Genomic DNA, 16,839 nt, shown 5'->3' on the forward strand with positions numbered 1-16,839 from the left:
GGAACCCCCGCCATGACCGAACCTTCCGCCGACGCCCTGCAGCGCGGCCTTGCCAACCGCCGCCGCGTGCTGGGTGATGAATGGGTGGACCAATCCGTGGCGCGCGCCAACGAACTGAATGTGGAGTTCCAGCGCATGATCACGGCCTATGCCTGGGACGGCATCTGGAGCCGCCCCGGCCTGGAGCGCCGCACGCGCCGCATCATGGTGCTGGCCATCACGGCCTCCATGGGCCGCTGGGAAGAGTTCGAGCTGCACATCCGCACCGGCCTGCTGGCCGATCCGGCCGATGCCGAGGCCGCGCCGCTGGACCTGGACACCATCCGCGAAGTGCTGCTGCAGACCGCCGTCTATGCCGGCGTGCCCGCAGGCAACACCGGCATGGCCATCACGCTGAAGATCCTCAAGGAGCTGGGGCGCACGCCCGCGCCGGCCAGCTTTCATCCACCCTCAGACACGGCCTGACGCGGCCTGACCGGACTCAGGCGGCCGGCGGCTGTTCCTCGGCCGCAGCGCCCGGGTAGCGCGCAAAGCGCCGGTTCTCTGCGCCATGCACCGGGTCCTGCTCGGCCCAGGGCCATCCGCCGAACTGGGTGCGCCGGTAGTCCTGCATGGCCTGCATGATTTCCTGCTGCGTGTTCATCACGAAGGGGCCGTACTGCGCCACGCTCTCGCCAATGGGGCGGCCCTGCAGCACCAGGCATTCCACGGCGTCGGCGCCGCTGTTGTGCAGCTCCCAGTCCTGCGTGGCATCCACATGCAGGGCCGCATGCTGGGCCAGGGCCGTGGGCCCGACCTGCAGTGCCTGGCCTGCAAAGAAATACAGCATGCGTTGCGTGTCCGCGCCGGCTGCGCGCGGCAGCGTCCAGCGTGCGCCGGGCTCCAGGCGCAGCGTCCAGATGGCCACGTCGCCCTCGGGTTGCGAGGCCCAGGATTCGGGCGGCGGAGGCAGGGCGGCCGCCGTGCCGGGCAGGCTGCCTGCGACCACGGTGACCACGGTCCTGCGGCCTGCGGCGTCTGCGTGCTCCAGGCGCGGGATGCGCTCATTCCAGAACATGGTGAAGTGCGGCTCCACCATCTTGGAGCGCGCAGGCAGGTTCAGCCAGATCTGGAACAGCTCCAGCGGATTGGGCGCGTCGCTGTTGAGCAGCGGGAACATCTCCGAATGCTGGATTCCCTTGCCGGCCGTCAGCCACTGCACGTCGCCGCCGCCAAAGCGCGCGGCCGCGCCCAGCGAATCGGAATGGTCGATCAGGCCCTTGCGCACCAGGGTCACGGTCTCGAAGCCGCGGTGCGGATGGCCGGGAAAGCCCGGCACGCCATCGCCGTGGTACATGGAAAAGCCGTCCTTGCGGCTGAAGTCGCTGCCCATCTGGCGGCCTTCCAGGTCCACGGCCTGCACGCCCAGTCGGCCATCGCTGGGCGGATAGGCATCGTCATGGTGGGCACAGAACAGGAAGGGGTCCATGGTGGGCCACAGCGGGCCCAGCGGCTGGCTTTGGAGGACGGGGGTGGTGGCTGCGGTCATCGTGGCTCCTGTGAGGCTGCGCCCGCAAGAAAAAAGGGGGCGCTGCATTCTCGGACAGATGCGGCCCCCGCGCCGGTTTTGAAAGCCACCATGGCTGGGACAGTGCGGCCCAGGAATGCAACGCCCGCCGGGTCAGTTGCGCGGCGGCGTCACCAGGCCCTTTTGCACGGCCGGGCGCGCCACGAAGGCGGCCAGCACGCGCTGCAGCTCGGGAAAGCGCTCCCAGCCCAGCAGTTCGGCCGCGTTGTAGCCCTGCTCCACCACCATGTTGCGCACCCAGGGCCACAGGGCGATGTCGGCAATGGTGAATTGCTCGCCCATCACCCAGGCGCGGCCTGCGAGGCGGCGCTCCAGCACACCCAGCAGGCGCACGGACTCGTTCACGTAGCGGTCGCGCGGGCGCTTGTCCTCGAAGTCCTTGCCCGCGAATTTGTGGAAGAACCCCAGCTGGCCGAACATGGGGCCGACGCCACCCATCTGGAACATCAGCCACTGCAGCGTTTCATAGCGCGCGGCCGGGTCGGCGGGCAGCAGCGGGCTGCCGGACTTCTCGGCCAGGTAGACCAGGATGGCGCCCGACTCGAACAGCGCCAGCGGCTTTCCGCCCGGACCCTGCGGGTCCAGGATGGCCGGGATCTTGTTGTTGGGAAAGGTGTCCACGAACTCGGGCGAGAGCTGGTCATTGCTCTCGAAGCCCACGCGGTGCGCCTCATACGGCAGGCCCATCTCCTCCAGAGCGATCGACACCTTGACGCCGTTGGGCGTGGGCAGGGAATACAGCTGGATGCGGTCCGGCTGCATGGCCGGCCACTTGCGCGTGACGGAAAAGGCGGAAAGCGGATTCTGTGGAGTCATGGGGCACCTTGAAGGCTGGACGGGTTCGCCAAGAAATCGATGGCCGCTGCATCGTAGCGTTCGGCGCCCAGCCATGCTTGGCACGCCAAATAACGGCGGACCCGGCCCTGCCGCCGGGTCATGACAACCCACGCAGATTGCATGGCCAGTCTCCCCGCTCGCCGCCATGCACCGGCTACCGAGGCGCTCGGATGGAGGCGCACGGCTGAACCGTGCATCGCCCGCCCGGCACAGCTCTCAGCGCGGCGCGACGGGCTTCTGGACCAGGGCCACGCTCAGGCCGTCCGGCGTCACCGTGATGGCGCCGGGCTCCATGTTCAGAGAGTCCATCAGGGCCAGGTCCTTGTCCTGCAGCTGGTAGAGCACGAGCTGGCCCAGCGCCTGCTCGGCCAGGGCGCTGGCGTAGGTGGTGATCATGTCGCTCATGGCGGGGGCCAGGTCGTTGATGACCAGGCTGTTGACCTTGATCTGGTGGGCGCGCAGCGTGCGGTCCGTGGGCTCGTAGCGCAGCGCGAAGTCCAGGTTCAGATGGCCGCCATAGGCTTGCTTGAGCACGGGTCCCGACAGATCGGCCTGCAACACCGCATTGAGCGCGTTGCGCTCGGGCAGCAATCCCAGCACCGGCGAATGCAGCTTGAGCTGCAGCATGCCGGCCACGGGGAATTGCCGTGGAAAGCGCTGGGCCACCACCTCCTGCAGCCTTTGCCGCGAAATCGAGACATTTCCAGGCCCGGACTTTCCCGAACATCCGGTCGCAGCCAGGCTGCAGCCCGCGGCCAGGACCATCAACAAAAAGCGGCGATTCATCACGACAGCACAAGCCCCAGAAAGCCCGACACGAAACCCTGAAGCGCCATGCATGCCATACGCATGGCGCTATGTTTTTTGAGATCGGCATTGTCCCGCCAGGGGCTATTCCCTGTCCCTGCAGTGGGTGTTGCCCGGCACCTGCGCGAAGGCGCTTCACAGCGAGTGCCCATCGGACATAGGCAGTACCGCCATCCGTACGGAAACATCACCCAATCCTTCTGGCCGGCCCTCCCGCCCGCCCAGCTTTGCCGCGGCCTTGGGCACGGCCCTCCACCGGCGCATGAATCTATTCATATATTCATTCATTGATTTGCATAAATCATTGATTTTTAATAAATTACTCCCTATTTTTATTCATTCATCAATTGATTCCCATGGCCTTGGAAGACCTCTCCACCCAGGTACTGGCGGCACTGCGCCGCCAGGGCGGTGCGCTGGCGGCGCGCGAGCTGCAGCAGATGCTGGGCGTGAGCCAGCCCACCGTGTCGCGCGCGCTGGCGCCGCTGATCCGGTCGGGCCAGGTGCGCAAGGTGGGTGCGGCGCGCACGCAGCGCTATGTGCTGCCGCGCCAAGTGGCGGGCGTGGGCGCCGAGGTGGCCATCATGCGCGTGGATACCGAAGGCCACGCATCGCCCTTCGGCCGCATGATCGCGCTGCACGGCGGCGGCTTCTGGGTGGACGAGGCCGATGGCCTCAGCGAGCAGCACGACGGCCTGCCCTGGTTCCTGGACGACATGCGGCCCCAGGGCTTCATCGGCCGCAACTTTGCGCACAGCCATCCCGAACTGCAGTTGGGTGGCGACCCGCGCCAATGGGGCGAGGACGACGTGCTGCGCGCCCTGGCCCGATTCGGCGAGGACCTGCCGGGCAACCTCATCGTGGGCGAAGCCGCGTTCGAGCGCTTCCACACCCTGCCCGCCCGCGCGCTGCGCGCCGAGTCGCCGGCCGAGTATCCGCGCCTGGCCATGCAGGCCATGCAGGGCACGCATCCGGGCTCGTCGGCGGGCGGCGAGCAGCCCAAGTTCTGCTGCACCACGGCCGGGCGCAGCGTCATCGTCAAGTTCTCCCCGGCAGGCGACGCGCCGGCCGAGCAGCGCATACGCGACCTGCTGGTCTGCGAGCATCTGGCGCTGCAGACCCTGGCCGAAGACGGCCTGCCCGCCGCGCGCACGCGGCTGTTCATTGATGGCGGCCGGGCCTTTCTCGAATCGGAGCGCTTCGATCGCAGCCAGCCCGAGCCGGGCTGCGCACCGCCGCCGGACCGCAACCCCGGACGCATAGGCATGGTCTCCCTGCAGGTGCTCAATGCCCAGTACGTGGGCGAGGTGGACAACTGGGCCGCCACGGCCAGCCGCCTGGCGGCGCGTGGCCTCATCACCGAGACCGATGCGCGCAGCCTGCGCCTGCTCGAGGCCTACGGCCAACTCATCGCCAACACCGACCGGCACTACGGCAACATCTCCTTCGTGCTGCCGCAGCCGCAGGGCGACTGGGCGCTGTCGCCCACCTACGACATGCTGCCCATGCTCTACATGCCCATCAATGGCGAGATCGTGGAGCGCGACTTCAGCGCCCAGCCCCCGCGCCCCACGGCCGCCACGCTGGCCGAATGGCCGCGCGCCCAGGCACTGGCGCGGCGCTTCTGGCGGGCCGTGGCGCAGGATGCGCGCATCTCCGGGGAATTCCGCAGTATTGCCGAAAGCAATCTTGATTCCCTTGCCGCCTGATTTTCAATCACCTCCAATGGAATCAATGACATCACCTGTTGATAACCAATAGAAATCCTCTTGAAAAATCTGTGCATATTGGTTGGAAAAACCTCTGCACAAACTGTTATCCATCTGCGTAGAACCGGCCATCCACAGCCTCGGCCCGCCACAGCCTGCACAATCGAAGCTTTCCTCATCCGACCAGACACGGGCCCCCGATGACCAGCATTGCACCCCCCTCCGCCGCAGACCCCCGCATTGCCGACGTGCTCGGCTACTGGCTGGGCTCCACCCGCCCCGACAATGCAAGCGCCCTGGCCTGCAAGAACCTGTGGTTCATCAAGTCCGATGCCACCGACAACCAGATCCGCGAGCGCTTCGGCGCCCTGGTCGAAGACGCGCTGGCCGGCCGACTCGACGCCTGGGCCGGCACGGCGCTGGGCAGGCTGGCGCTGATCGTGCTGCTGGACCAGTTCACGCGCAACCTGTTCCGGGGCACGGCGCGCAGCTTTGCGGGCGACCCGCAGGCGCTGCAGCTGGCGCTGGACGGCATCGCCCAGGGCCATGACCGGCATGCCGACCTGCCCGCCGTGGCCCGCATCTTCTGCTACCTGCCGCTGGAGCATGCCGAGGACCTGGCCCTGCAGAACCGCAGCGTGGCCGCCTTCCAGGCCCTGGCCGACCAGGCCGGTGACGCTGTCGGCGAGGGCGTGCGCGAGTTCCTGGCCGGCACGCTGGACTACGCCCACAGGCACCGCGACGTCATCGTGCGCTACGGCCGCTTTCCGCACCGCAATGCCATCCTGGGCCGCACCAGCACGCCCGAGGAACTGCAGTACCTGTCCCAGCCCGGCGCAGGGTTCTGAGAGCGCAGCGGATCTCCTTCACCCACAAAAAAAGGGAACGTGCCAACGTTCCCTTTTTTGCTTTCGGCGCGCTGCCGGCATTCAGGCCGGCTGCGCCTGCGGCTGGCGCTCGCCGCCCTTGCGCTCGCCATCGCGCATGCGCAGCGCCCAGCGCTCGATGGTGTAGAAGGACAGCGCCGACAGCACCACCGAGATCGCCAGGCCCAGCACCACGACCACGGGCCACGAGAAGTCGGCGCGCAGATAGCGCACAACCGGGTAGTGCCAGAGATAGACGCCATAGGACAGGCGTCCCAGCTTCACCAGCATGGGCGACGACAGCATGTCGTAGACCAGGCCCGAGCCCTGGCTCACCGCCACCAGCAGCACAACGGCCGCGCACTCCACCACGGTGATGCCCCAGACCATGGCGTCCTGGTTGTCCCATTGCAGCGCCATCAACAGCGGCACGGCCAGCGGCACCCACATGGCGTGGTGCATGCGCGCCTTCAGCGCAGCGATGAAGTCCGGGCGCTCGATCATCAGCGCCGCCAGCAGCGCACCGGCGAACAGGCCCGAGGCGCGGGTGTCGAAGCGGAAGAAGATCTCATAGAAGTGCTGACCCTGGTCCACCCAGTACACGCGCCACAGCCAGCTCAGCGCCCACAGCAGGGCAATCGGGCGCCACAGGCGGCCCGGCTTGGAAAAGCGCAGCAGAAGCACCAGCAGCGGCGGCCAGATCAGGTAGAAGTGCTCCTCCACCGACAGCGACCACATGTGCAGCAGCGTGTCCGGGCTGTCGAAGAAGGCGATGCCGTAGTCGGCCAGATAGAGGATGGAGACCAGCGCATCGGAGTAGATGTCGTTCAGGTCCGGCCACAGCATGGGCGCGAAGATGCAGTACGCGGCCAGAAACAGGGCCAGCGCCGGCATCAGGCGGAAGAAGCGGCGGCGGTAAAAGCGCCAGAAGCCGATGCGGCCCTCGGAATCGTTTTCCATCAGCAGCAGCGAAGTGATCAGATAGCCGCTGAGCACGAAAAACAGGTCGACCCCGAAGAACGCGCCATCAAACAGAGGCGCATGGGAGTGCGACAAGATCACCAACAGGATCGCCACGCCCCGCAGCCCGTCAAGGGCGGGGTTGTAGCGCAGTTTGAAATCCTTGACCACCAAAACCGGACACCTTTCCAACGCCGGAGCAATGGGCCCCGAGCCATGAACAAACCCCAAGAAAATGGAGCACGCGGCCATGGCGCAGCCGGCCCCGAAGGGTGCAACGCATGGTCCAGCGCGATAAGAGAGACGGCACGTCCCAAGGTTCCCGGCGGATGCGGTGAACAGCAATCCGCGTGCCGCGGTGCGGCGCGCCCTGAGGATGCGGGCCACCTCGACGGACAGCCCTGCGTGCACGAACAAGCCCCGCTTGAGCGGGGCCAGGCCGATGAATTTCAGCGAAATCCAATTCTAGCCATCACCGCCCGGGGACGAGGTTCGATGGACATTCAGCCCGGGATCCGATGCCCCGCCCTGCCGTCCACCCGCCTTTCTTCGCACGCCGCGAGTATGGGAGGCGCCCTGCAGCCAGAACGTAACAGGAGGTTTGTGCTGGCGCCGCTGCACCCTGGCCCATTCCACCCCGTGAAGCCGCCGGCGCGCACCGGGCCTGGGCGATGGATGTGCCGTCAACAATTTGGAACAAAACTACGCCAATCCCAATGAACACAAGCGTTTACCGCTATCGTTTTTATTCTTCAGGCGTACAGCGGGATGAGACGGCGTCCTGCAGACCCCGGTGCGCGGCACTGTCTGCCTGCACCGGCTGCTGGTTCTTGGCGCGCAGATAGTGCTCGGTGAACAGCGCCAGGTAGCTCTCCAGCGCGCGGCCCGCGCGCCGGTCGCCCGCATCGCCCGTCAGCTCCAGGCACAGGGCGGCCACCTCGCTGGTGCAGAAGTGGTCTTCGCGCTGGGAGCGGCGCAGGCGGTACTGCGAGACCTGGTCCGGGTGCAGGCTCAGCACCGGAAAGCGGTCCAGGTAAGGGCTCTTGCGGAACATCTTGCGCGCCTCGGGCCAGGTCGCATCCAGCAGGATGAACAGCGGGCGCCGCTCCTGGCCCGGCACGACCGCGGCATGGGGCACCGGCAGCGTGTGCACCACGCGCTGCGGCGGCTGTACGAACTCACCGGGAAACACCACATAGGGCTGCCACTGCGGATCGGCAAGCAGCGCCAGCAGGCCCGCATCGGCCTCGGTGCGCGCCCAGCCGAAGGCGTGCGTCTGCTCCACCACATCGGCGATCAGCCAGCCCGTGTTGCTGGGCTTGAGCGGCTCGGCATCGTGCATCAGCAGGCAAAAACCCGCCCGCGTCGGCAGCATGGGACGCAGCGCGCAGATGCAGTGCGAAGGCCGCAGCCGGCAACCCTCGCAGCGCTCGCCGCGCGGCCCGCCGCGCGACAGGAACGGCCGCGTGCTGCGCGCCAGCCGCTGCGTGCGCAGGCGCGACACCGCATGCGGCGCCACGCCCGAATCCACGCCACGCAAATAGGACAGGGGCACCGGAGACGCCGGAGCCTGGTCAGGCAGCTCCATGCTCATCCCACGCTTTCCAGCTCGAACAGCGGCAGCTCGGCGCGGCGGCTCAGCCACACGCCGCCGCCCAGTTCCTTGAAATGCTCGGCCAGCCCGCGCCGGTACAGATCGGCCCGGTGGCGGAACAGGCGCGGATCGGTCAGATCCTCATCGATCACGCCGCGTTCGTAATCCTCGCGCGCCACCGCCTCCACATACAGACCGCCTCGGCTCAACCGCCCCAGATTGGCCAGCGCGCGCTTGAGATCCGGCGGGCTCAGATAGGGCAGCACGCCCTGGCAGATCACCAGATCGAAGGGCTCTGCAGGATCATGCGCCGCATAGTCCACCACCGAGCCGCGCTCCCAGCCGAAGCGCCCGCACAGGTACTCGCTGAACTCCACGCCGTGGTAGCTGGCACCGGGGAAGTGGCGCTGCACCGCCTCGCGCCACAGACCGATGCCGCAGCCCACATCCAGCACGCGGCGCACCGGCACCCGCACATAGTTCAGATAGGAACACACGAAAGCGCCCAGCCGGTTCACATGCTCGGTGTCGACCACACTGGTCTTCTTGTCGAAGTAGTAGCGCTGGTAGTACGCCTCGTCGAACCACTGGTCACTTGCTGATTGCACGCATTCTCCTTGGGGGTGAGCGCCCGGTGGGCGCGTTCGGGCGGGAGTATGGCGCAGAGGGGTTTGTATATGCCGGGATGCGGTATTCGCTCAGGCCTTCGGCGGCCGATGCAACAGACACAGCTTGTTGCCATCCAGATCCCGCACATAGGCCAAGTACAGCCGGCCACCGGGCGAAGCCTCGCGCCAGCCGGGCGGATCCTCGCAGGTCACGCCCCCGGCTGCCACGGCGGCGGCATGGGCCGCGTCGGCCTGCTCGGGCGACTGCGTCGCAAAGCCGATGGTCGCGCCATTGCCGTGGCAGGCGGCCTCGCCGTTGATCGGTGTGGAAATGGCAAACGTGCCGCCCGCGCTGCGGTAGAAATAGCGGTTCTTGTTGGCCATGCCCGGCGCAATGCCGAGCGCGCCCAGGAATGCGTCGTAGAACTGCTTGGATTTTTCGAGGTCGTTGACCCCGACCATGACGTGGCTGAACATGCCTGTGTCTCCTTGGTTGATGCGAACCGGGATGTTAGCTGCGGCAAGCCGTCCTGCTGTCACCCATGCGCGCCAGCGACCATACTGTCGCCCCCGCCAGAGCCGGCGGACATTGGACCGATACCGCGATACCGAAACCATGCGCCTTCTTCACACTTCCGACTGGCATCTGGGCCAGCACTTCATGGGCAAGAGCCGCCAGGCAGAGCACGCTGCGCTCATCGACTGGCTGCTGGAGCAGGTCGATGCCCAGGCGGTGGATGCCGTGCTCATCGCGGGCGATATCTTCGACACCGGCGCGCCGCCCAGCTATGCGCGCGAGCTGTACAGCCAGCTCGTGGTGCGCCTGCACGCGGCGGGCGTGGCCCTGCTGCTGCTGGGCGGCAACCATGACTCCGTGGCCACGCTGGCGGAGAACCGCGAGCTGCTGGCCTGCCTGGACACCACCGTGGTTGCCGCCGTGGGCGAGACGGCCAGCCACGTGGTGGAGTTGCCGCTGCGGCGCCGGCCGGGCCAGCCTGCCATGCCTGGCTGCATCGTCTGCGCCCTGCCCTTCATGCGCCCGCGCGACGTGATGCTGAGCCAGGCGGGCCAAAGCGCCGAGCAAAAACAGCAGGCGCTGCAGGCCGCCATCGAGGCCTGCTACCGCAACGTGCACGACGCCGCCATCGCTCGCCGTGATGCGCTGGCCGCCACACGCGGCGAGCGCCTGCCCATCGTCGCCACGGGCCACCTCACCACCGTGGGCGCCAGCAGCAGCGAGTCCGTGCGCGAAATCTATGTGGGCTCGCTGGACGCCTTCCCCACCTCGGCCTTTCCGCCCGCCGACTACGTGGCCCTGGGCCACATCCACCAGCCGCAGAAAGTGGGCGGCCTGGAGCACATCCGCTACAGCGGCTCGCCCATTGCGCTGAGCTTTGACGAGGTCCGCCAGTCCAAGCAGATGCTGCTGGTGGACCTGGGCCCCGAAGGGCTGCAGGCCGTCACGCCGCTGCCCGTTCCCTGCTTTCAGCCCATGGCCTCGGTGGCAGGCAGCCTGACCGCCTTGCCGGATCTGATGCGCGCCGCCGCCCAGGCCGGCAGCCCTGCACGGCCCGTGTGGTTGGAGGTGGTGGTGGAGCAGGACGACTACCTGCTCCAGCTTACCGACCGCGTGCAGGCCCTGGCCGACGAGCTGCCGGTGGAACTGCTGCGCGTGCGGCGCCAGCGCGGCCGGGCGGTGGCCGGCATGGCCGCCGCCGCTGGCGAGTCGCTGCACGAGATCAGCCCCGCCGACGTCTTCGAGCGCCGCCTGGCGCTGGAAACACTGGAGCCTGGCCTGGCCCAGGCCCTCACCCGGCGCTACCAGGAGGTGGTGGCCGGGCTTGATGCGCCCCACCCAGGCGCCGGCGAACACGGCGAGGAGGCCCGCGCATGAAGATCCTCACGCTGCGGCTCAAGAATCTCAACTCGCTCAAGGGCGAATGGCGCATCGACTTCACGCAGGCACCGTTCGCGGGCAACGGCCTGTTCGCCATCACCGGGGCCACGGGCGCGGGCAAGTCCACCCTGCTCGATGCCATCTGCCTGGCGCTGTACCACGAGACACCGCGCCTGAAGACCATCTCGGCATCCGCCAACGACCTCATGACGCGCCACACGGCCGACTGTCTGGCCGAGGTCGAATTCGAGGTCAAGGGACAGGTCTACCGAGCCTTCTGGAGCCAGCGCCGCGCACGCGACAGGGTGGATGGCGCACTGCAGGCGCCCAAGGTGGAACTGGCCCGGGGCGACGGCAGCATCCTCAGCAGCCAGACGCGCGACAAGCTCGAGCAGACCGCCGCCATCACCGGGCTGGACTTTCAGCGTTTCACCAAGTCCATGCTGCTGGCCCAGGGCGGCTTTGCGGCTTTTCTGCAAGCCAATGCCAATGAGCGCGCCGGCCTGCTGGAAGAGCTGACAGGCACCGAGATCTACGGCCTCATCTCGCAGAAAGTCTTCGAACGCGCCCGCGACGCCCGCCAGCGCCTGGACCAGCTCAAGGCCCAGGCCGATGGCGTGGAGCTGCTGACACCCGAAGCGCGCGATGCCCTGCAGGCCCAGGCCGACAGCCTGGTGACGGAGCAGGCCACGCTGCAGGCCGACTACCTGCGCACCCAGGCCCAGCACCAATGGCAGCAGCAACTGGCCCAGGCCACCCAGACACTGCAGGCCGCCCGCACCGGCTGCGCAGACGCCGCACAGGCACTGGAGCAGGCCGCGCCAGAACTGGAAAGCCTGGCCCATGACGAGCCCGCGCAGGCGCTGCAGCCGCTGCACCAGGCCTGGCAGCGCAGCACCGCCGCCTGCGATGACAGCCACCAGCAACTGCAGCAACTGCGCGAGCACGAACAGCAGACCCAGGCCCGCCTGCTGCTGCAGCACCGCCATGCCCAGGCCCTGTCCGCCCGCCTGGCCCAGGCTGCGCAAGACACCCTGGCCCGCCAGCAGGCCGAGCACCAAACGCTGGAACAGTTCTGCACCCACCATGCAGCCCATGCCCTGCTGGGCGAGCGCCTGGGCAGCTGGCGCCAGCAGTTCAAGCTGCGCGCCAGCCAGCAACAGCAGGCTGCCCACCAGCAGCAGGCCCTGCGCAAGCTGGATGCCGAACAGGCCCGCATGGCGCAAAGCGTCGAAGCCGGCGCGGCCCAGGTCCAAGCCGCCACCGATGCCCAGGCCCGCGCCAGCGCCGCACTCCAGCACGCGCAGGACGAACAGGCGCAGCGCCTTCAAGGCAGCGGCGGCATGGCCGAGCTGCGCGCGCGCGAGCAGGCAGAGCAGGACCGCCTGCACCTGTGGCGCCAGGCAGAAACCCAGGCCGCGCAGCGCCGCGAACTTGCGCGCCAGCAACAGACACTGGCCCGGGAATTGCACGAAGGAACAGCACTGGCGCAGCAGCAGACGGACACCTGGCAAGCCCTGCGCACGCGCTACATAGACGTGCGAGAACAGGTCCGTGACAAGCAAAAACTGCTGGCCCAGGAGCAGCGCATCCAAAGCCTGTCCGAGCACCGCCACGCCCTGCAGCCCGGCCAGCCCTGCCCGCTGTGCGGCGCGCAAGAGCACCCGGCCGTGGCCGCCTACGAAGCGCTGGACGCCTCGGCCACCGAAGCCGCGCTGCGCCACAAGCAGGAGGAACTCGACGCCCTGCAAACCCAGGGCGAAACCGCCCGCGCCACGCTGGCCGCCACCACGGCCGCGCAGGCGGCGCGCCAGCGCCAGGCCGACGAACTGGAACAGGACATCGCACGCTGGCACGTCACATGGAACGACACATGGCAGGGCCTCACGCAACCCCTGCAACTCGCGCCAGACAGTTGGCAACAGGCCGACACCCTCGCCGCATCGGCCCAGGCCTGCGCCCGGCAGCTGGACACGCTCAAGCGCGCCGTGCAGGCCGCCGAGCAAGGCGAGCAGGCCGTGCAACAGGCCAAGGACGCCGCCCAGCACAGCCGCCAGACACTGCAGACCGCGCAAGGCCAGCTTGCGCTGCAGCAGCAGGCCCTGGCCGACCACAGCGCACGCCGCGAAGAACTGCAGCAATCCATCGCCGGCCTGCAGGCCGAAGCCCAGGCGCTGAACGCGCAGTTGCAGGCTTCGCTCGGCGAGGCCGGCCACACCCTGCCCGACGACGCCCAGCCCTGGCTTGAAGCGCGCGAAGCCGAATGGCAGCACTGGCAGCAGGCCCGGCACGACCTGCAGCAACTGGCCCAATCGATGGCCTTGCAGCGCAAGGAATGCGAGGTGGCCGAGGCCGATGCGCAGCGCTGGAAAAAGCAGTCGGAAACACAGTGGGAGGCACAGTGCGAGGTGCAGAGAACGGCGCAGCACCATCCCGTCGATACGGCTGTGGCAGAGCCGCCTTCACTCCCCATGCCGCCCCTGGAACAGCTGCCGCAGGCCCTGGCCGAATGCGTCAGCGACATCGCCGCTCTCACGCGGCAGCAGGATGCCCTGCAAGGCCAGCAGCAACAGGCCCAGGCCACGCTGGCCCGCCAGCGCGAGGAAGCGGCCCAGGCCGAATCCGCATGGCAGGCCGCCCTGGCCGCCAGTCCCTTTGCTGACGAACCCGCCTACCTGCAGGCCCTGCTCCCCGCACCCGAACGCCAGCGCCTGGTCGCGCTGCGCCAGCAACTGCAGGCGGCACAACAGCGCGCTGCCACCCTGCTCGAAGCCGCACAGCGCGAGCACGCGCAACTGCAGGCCCAGGCCCTGAGCGAGGCGGCGCCCGAAGAAATCCAGGCCCGCCTGCAAACGCTGGAGGAACGCCGCAACGCACTCAGCGAACAACTGGGCGGCGTCCGCACCCAGCTGGCCGACGACCAGCGCCGCCGCCAGGGCCAGCAGGCCCTGTTCGAGCGCATTGCGGCCCAGGCCAGCGACAGCGAGCTGTGGCAGCACCTGGACGGCCTCATCGGCTCGGCCAAGGGGGACAAATACCGGCGCTTTGCCCAAGGCCTCACGCTGGACCACCTGCTGCACCTGGCCAACCTCCACCTGTCGCGCCTGCACGGCCGCTACCTGCTGCGCCGCAAGCCCGAGGGCGAGCTGGAACTGGACATCGTCGACAGCTGGCAGGGCGACACCCCGCGCGACACGCGCACGCTATCGGGCGGCGAGGCCTTCCTCGTCAGCCTGGCCCTGGCCCTGGCGCTGTCCGACCTGGTCAGCCACAAGACCTCCATCGACTCCCTGTTCCTCGACGAAGGCTTCGGCACGCTCGATGCCGACACGCTGGAGATCGCACTCACCGCGCTGGACCGGCTCAACGACAGCGGCAAGATGATCGGCATCATCAGCCACGTGGAGGCGCTCAAGGAACGCATCGCCGTGCAGGTGCGGGTGGAGAAAGGCGGTGGCGTGGGGCATTCGAGGCTGGTGGTTTCTTCGTGATCCGAAGCGTTTCAAAATCTCTTAGGCTGTTGTTTTTAAAAGAATTTCGGTATAAAAGAGAAATTCTCAAAAAAATACCGAAATGCAAGACCTCCAGCCATCAGCGGCCCGCCAGTACATAGACGCCGTATCCACCTTCGAAGCCCTGGAAGAAGCCCGGGATGAAGGGGCTCAAGTACGCGGTGGCATGTATTGGCATGCGGGTCCGGCGTCGTCTCCTCAATCCAGCTACCTGATCCGCACCACGCCTGCGGGCGCCGAAACCAGCCTCGGTCTTCGCACGCCGGAAACCGAAGCCATCTATGAACGCTTCATGCAGCGCAAACAGGAAAGCGCCGAGCGTTTGGCCGGGCTCAAGGCCGCATTGGCCCAGCACCAGCGACTGAATCGTGCGCTGCGCGTAGGCAGGGTGGACCCGCTGGTGGTGGAGCTGCTCAACCGTCTGTCGATCACCGGGCTGAGTCCGCACTTTCGCGTGGTAGGAACGCATGCGCTTTACGCGTACGAGGCAGCAGCCGGCTTGCGGCTACAGGCAGATGCCCTGGCCACGCGCGACATGGACCTGTTGTGGGATACCCGCAAGCGGCTGCAATTTGCCACGCAACTCGCCCGCGTAGACAGCTCCATGCTCGGCGTACTGAAGAAGGTGGACAGCACGTTCCGCCTGCGCAAAAGCCAGCTCTACACGGCCGTCAACAAAGACGGTTTTGAAGTGGACATCATCCGTCGCGAACGTGTGGCAGACGATCCCCACCCCATCAAACTCAGCGACGCCGAGGAAGACTTCTGGGTGGCCCAGGCCAGGCGTGCCAACGTGCTGCTGGATGCGCCACCGTTTTCAGCCGTCATCGTCGCCAGCAATGGAGCCATGGCGCGCATGCATACCGTCCACCCGGCAACCTTCGTCGCGTTCAAGCGATGGATGGCCGGCCTGCGCGAGCGAGAGGCCATCAAGCGCAGGCGGGATGTACTGCAAGCGGACGTGGTGCAAGCGCTGGTGGACGGGTACTTGCCTCTATGAGTGCTTTCGGATACGTCTGAGACCTGTGCAATTTGTGGGCAGGCAGGCCTGGGTTCAACGCACATATGGGAAGTCATTGCGTGCCACTGCTTTGCTCTGCTCTGCAGCTCAATACAGAACTGTCACCAAACTGCCTCCCAACGCCTGCACCATCCTGCGGGCACGGCCTGCCTGGCCGCCGTTCACTCCTTCTCAAGGACCGCTCCATGCAAGTGCGCTTTCCCAATCCCTTCGGCCTGGCCCTGCCCGACGCCCAGGCGGTGCGCGAATACCAGGCCGAGCAAGGCTTCTCCGACGCCTACGCGCAGTTCCTGATCACGCAGAACGGCCTGGACTTCGACCGGCTCGAAGCGGCGCCCGACCGCGAGGACTACCTGCAGGCCGACGACGAGACCGGCGACAACCACGCCTGGCTGCGCACCCTGCACCACTTCCGCGCAGGCTCGGAGCACTGCGACGTGGAGGACCACCAGCGCGAGAACCTGTTTGCCGCGCACTTCATGGTCATTGGCCATGACCCCGGCGGCAACCCCTTCGTGGAAGTGCTGCACGGCGCCTTCAAGGGCCGCATCGGCAGCCTGGACCATGAGCTGTTTGCGGGCTGCGAGGACCTGGAGCAGTTCCTCGAAGAAATGGAACTGAGCGGCTTTGCCGCCGCCAGCGTGGACGAGCAGACCGACATGCTTTGCGACGAAGACCAGGGCCTGATCTGGTTCCACGCCAGCAGCATGGACAGCTTCGTGCGGCAATGCGTGTTCTGCGACGAGGACGGCTCGGGCTTCGTGGTGGACGAGCCGGGGTTGGAAGAGGATTGAGCCACGGGGCGGGCCTTGCCCGCAGCCTGGCAGACAGCCAGAAGGCGTTGAAGCAGGCCGAGGCACAAACGGCCAGCGCGCTGGAGCAGTGCGATATGGATATCAGTGAAACTTCACCGGCTGCACGCCCCGGTGCTTGGGCCTGACCACCACGGTGCCCGCAATCTTGTCGTGCCAGCCTTGCTTGCGCGGGTCAAAGGCCGCCCAGATCAGCCCCAGGCACAGCGGGATGATGGACACGAAATAGGCCAGGTAGCGAATGACGGCCTGCTGTGTGCTCATGTCCGCGCCGGTCTGCGCGTCCACGATCCTGGCGGAGATGATCATCTTGCCCGGCGTCGCCTGTTTCTTGATCCAGAAGATGACGACGGCAATGGCAGGCAGCACCCAGGAGATGACGAAATCGGCCGGGCCGTGCAACAGTTTTTCGGACTCCAGGTATTCCCATCCGTAGATGGAGATCAGGGCCGGCAGCATGAGCACGAGCAGGATCACGGTGTCGATCAGCGCGGCGCCGGTGCGGGCCCAGAAGCCCACGTATTCGAGATCGTCATCCTGCATGGTGCGCCCTGGTTGGCATATGGGGCTGCCAGTGTGCCACCTCGGTGCCCCGCCAGAAATGCCGCGCAAGACCAGGGCCTGCGCGGCAGGGTTGCGGCGGCCTGTC

General features: G+C 67.3%; 15 protein-coding genes. 7 read left to right on the forward strand and 8 right to left on the reverse strand.

The annotated features are described in order from the left end of the window. The first annotated feature begins 12 nt into the window (after positions 1-12). Complete coding sequence (locus PO605_RS24975; protein ID WP_016452075.1) at positions 13-465, forward strand: carboxymuconolactone decarboxylase family protein; 453 nt, start codon at positions 13-15, stop codon at positions 463-465. 16 nt (positions 466-481) lie between these two features. Here PO605_RS24975 and PO605_RS24980 read toward each other — a convergent pair whose 3' ends face one another. The 3 genes from PO605_RS24980 to PO605_RS24990 all read right to left on the reverse strand — a co-directional run bounded on the left by PO605_RS24980 (position 482) and on the right by PO605_RS24990 (position 3,070). Continuing rightward, on the reverse strand, positions 482-1,528 hold the full coding sequence (locus tag PO605_RS24980) for a pirin family protein (RefSeq protein ID WP_012202840.1): 1,047 nt from the start codon (positions 1,526-1,528) through the stop codon (positions 482-484). A gap of 132 nt (positions 1,529-1,660) precedes the next feature. Continuing rightward, positions 1,661-2,383 carry a glutathione S-transferase C-terminal domain-containing protein gene (locus PO605_RS24985; protein ID WP_016449860.1) on the reverse strand — a complete coding sequence of 241 codons (723 nt, stop codon included), beginning with the start codon at positions 2,381-2,383 and terminating at the stop codon, positions 1,661-1,663. A 237-nt stretch (positions 2,384-2,620) separates the two neighbouring features. Continuing rightward, on the reverse strand, positions 2,621-3,070 hold the full coding sequence (locus tag PO605_RS24990) for a DUF1439 domain-containing protein (protein ID WP_223275342.1): 450 nt from the start codon (positions 3,068-3,070) through the stop codon (positions 2,621-2,623). 497 nt (positions 3,071-3,567) lie between these two features. On the opposite strand from PO605_RS24990, the gene yjjJ reads away from it, so the two are divergent. Beyond that, positions 3,568-4,920 (forward strand): type II toxin-antitoxin system HipA family toxin YjjJ, encoded by a 1,353-nt coding sequence (gene yjjJ / locus PO605_RS24995; RefSeq protein WP_272207044.1) that lies wholly within the window; start codon positions 3,568-3,570, stop codon positions 4,918-4,920. Positions 4,921-5,120: 200 nt separating this feature from the next. Then, complete coding sequence (locus tag PO605_RS25000) at positions 5,121-5,768, forward strand: DUF924 family protein (RefSeq protein WP_047472087.1); 648 nt, start codon at positions 5,121-5,123, stop codon at positions 5,766-5,768. A gap of 81 nt (positions 5,769-5,849) precedes the next feature. Here the strand turns inward: PO605_RS25000 and PO605_RS25005 are convergent, their stop codons facing one another. The 4 genes from PO605_RS25005 to PO605_RS25020 all read right to left on the reverse strand — a co-directional run bounded on the left by PO605_RS25005 (position 5,850) and on the right by PO605_RS25020 (position 9,425). Next, entirely contained in the window at positions 5,850-6,998 is a 1,149-nt protein-coding gene (locus tag PO605_RS25005) for an acyltransferase family protein (RefSeq protein ID WP_016449864.1), read from the reverse strand. A 493-nt stretch (positions 6,999-7,491) separates the two neighbouring features. Further along, positions 7,492-8,340 (reverse strand): tRNA-uridine aminocarboxypropyltransferase, encoded by an 849-nt coding sequence (locus tag PO605_RS25010; protein WP_272207045.1) that lies wholly within the window; start codon positions 8,338-8,340, stop codon positions 7,492-7,494. Beyond that, the gene (locus PO605_RS25015) at positions 8,337-8,948 is read right to left on the reverse strand and encodes a class I SAM-dependent DNA methyltransferase (RefSeq protein WP_016449866.1); all 612 of its coding nucleotides are present in this window, start codon (positions 8,946-8,948) and stop codon (positions 8,337-8,339) included. Before PO605_RS25015 ends, PO605_RS25010 begins: the two co-directional genes overlap by 4 nt. A 90-nt stretch (positions 8,949-9,038) precedes the next feature. Further along, on the reverse strand, positions 9,039-9,425 hold the full coding sequence (locus PO605_RS25020) for a VOC family protein (RefSeq protein ID WP_012202828.1): 387 nt from the start codon (positions 9,423-9,425) through the stop codon (positions 9,039-9,041). Positions 9,426-9,564: 139 nt separating this feature from the next. Here PO605_RS25020 and sbcD point away from each other — a divergent pair, with 139 nt between their 5' ends. The 4 genes from sbcD (at position 9,565) to PO605_RS25040 (ending at position 16,172) form a co-directional block, all read left to right on the forward strand. Continuing rightward, entirely contained in the window at positions 9,565-10,842 is a 1,278-nt protein-coding gene (sbcD, locus tag PO605_RS25025; RefSeq protein ID WP_272207046.1) for an exonuclease subunit SbcD, read from the forward strand. Next, on the forward strand, positions 10,839-14,336 hold the full coding sequence (locus PO605_RS25030; RefSeq protein ID WP_047471811.1) for an AAA family ATPase: 3,498 nt from the start codon (positions 10,839-10,841) through the stop codon (positions 14,334-14,336). The genes sbcD and PO605_RS25030 overlap by 4 nt, the downstream gene beginning before the upstream one ends. A gap of 82 nt (positions 14,337-14,418) precedes the next feature. After that, the gene (locus PO605_RS25035) at positions 14,419-15,357 is read left to right on the forward strand and encodes a GSU2403 family nucleotidyltransferase fold protein (protein ID WP_026062422.1); all 939 of its coding nucleotides are present in this window, start codon (positions 14,419-14,421) and stop codon (positions 15,355-15,357) included. A 206-nt stretch (positions 15,358-15,563) separates the two neighbouring features. Beyond that, entirely contained in the window at positions 15,564-16,172 is a 609-nt protein-coding gene (locus PO605_RS25040) for a hypothetical protein (RefSeq protein WP_047471814.1), read from the forward strand. A 102-nt stretch (positions 16,173-16,274) separates the two neighbouring features. Here the strand turns inward: PO605_RS25040 and PO605_RS25045 are convergent, their stop codons facing one another. Continuing rightward, positions 16,275-16,733: an RDD family protein gene (locus PO605_RS25045; RefSeq protein WP_047471816.1), complete on the reverse strand. Its 459-nt coding sequence runs from the start codon at positions 16,731-16,733 to the stop codon at positions 16,275-16,277. Positions 16,734-16,839: the final 106 nt, after the last annotated feature.

The organism is Delftia sp. DT-2 (assembly GCF_028401915.1).
Taxonomy (GTDB): domain Bacteria; phylum Pseudomonadota; class Gammaproteobacteria; order Burkholderiales; family Burkholderiaceae_C; genus Comamonas; species Comamonas tsuruhatensis.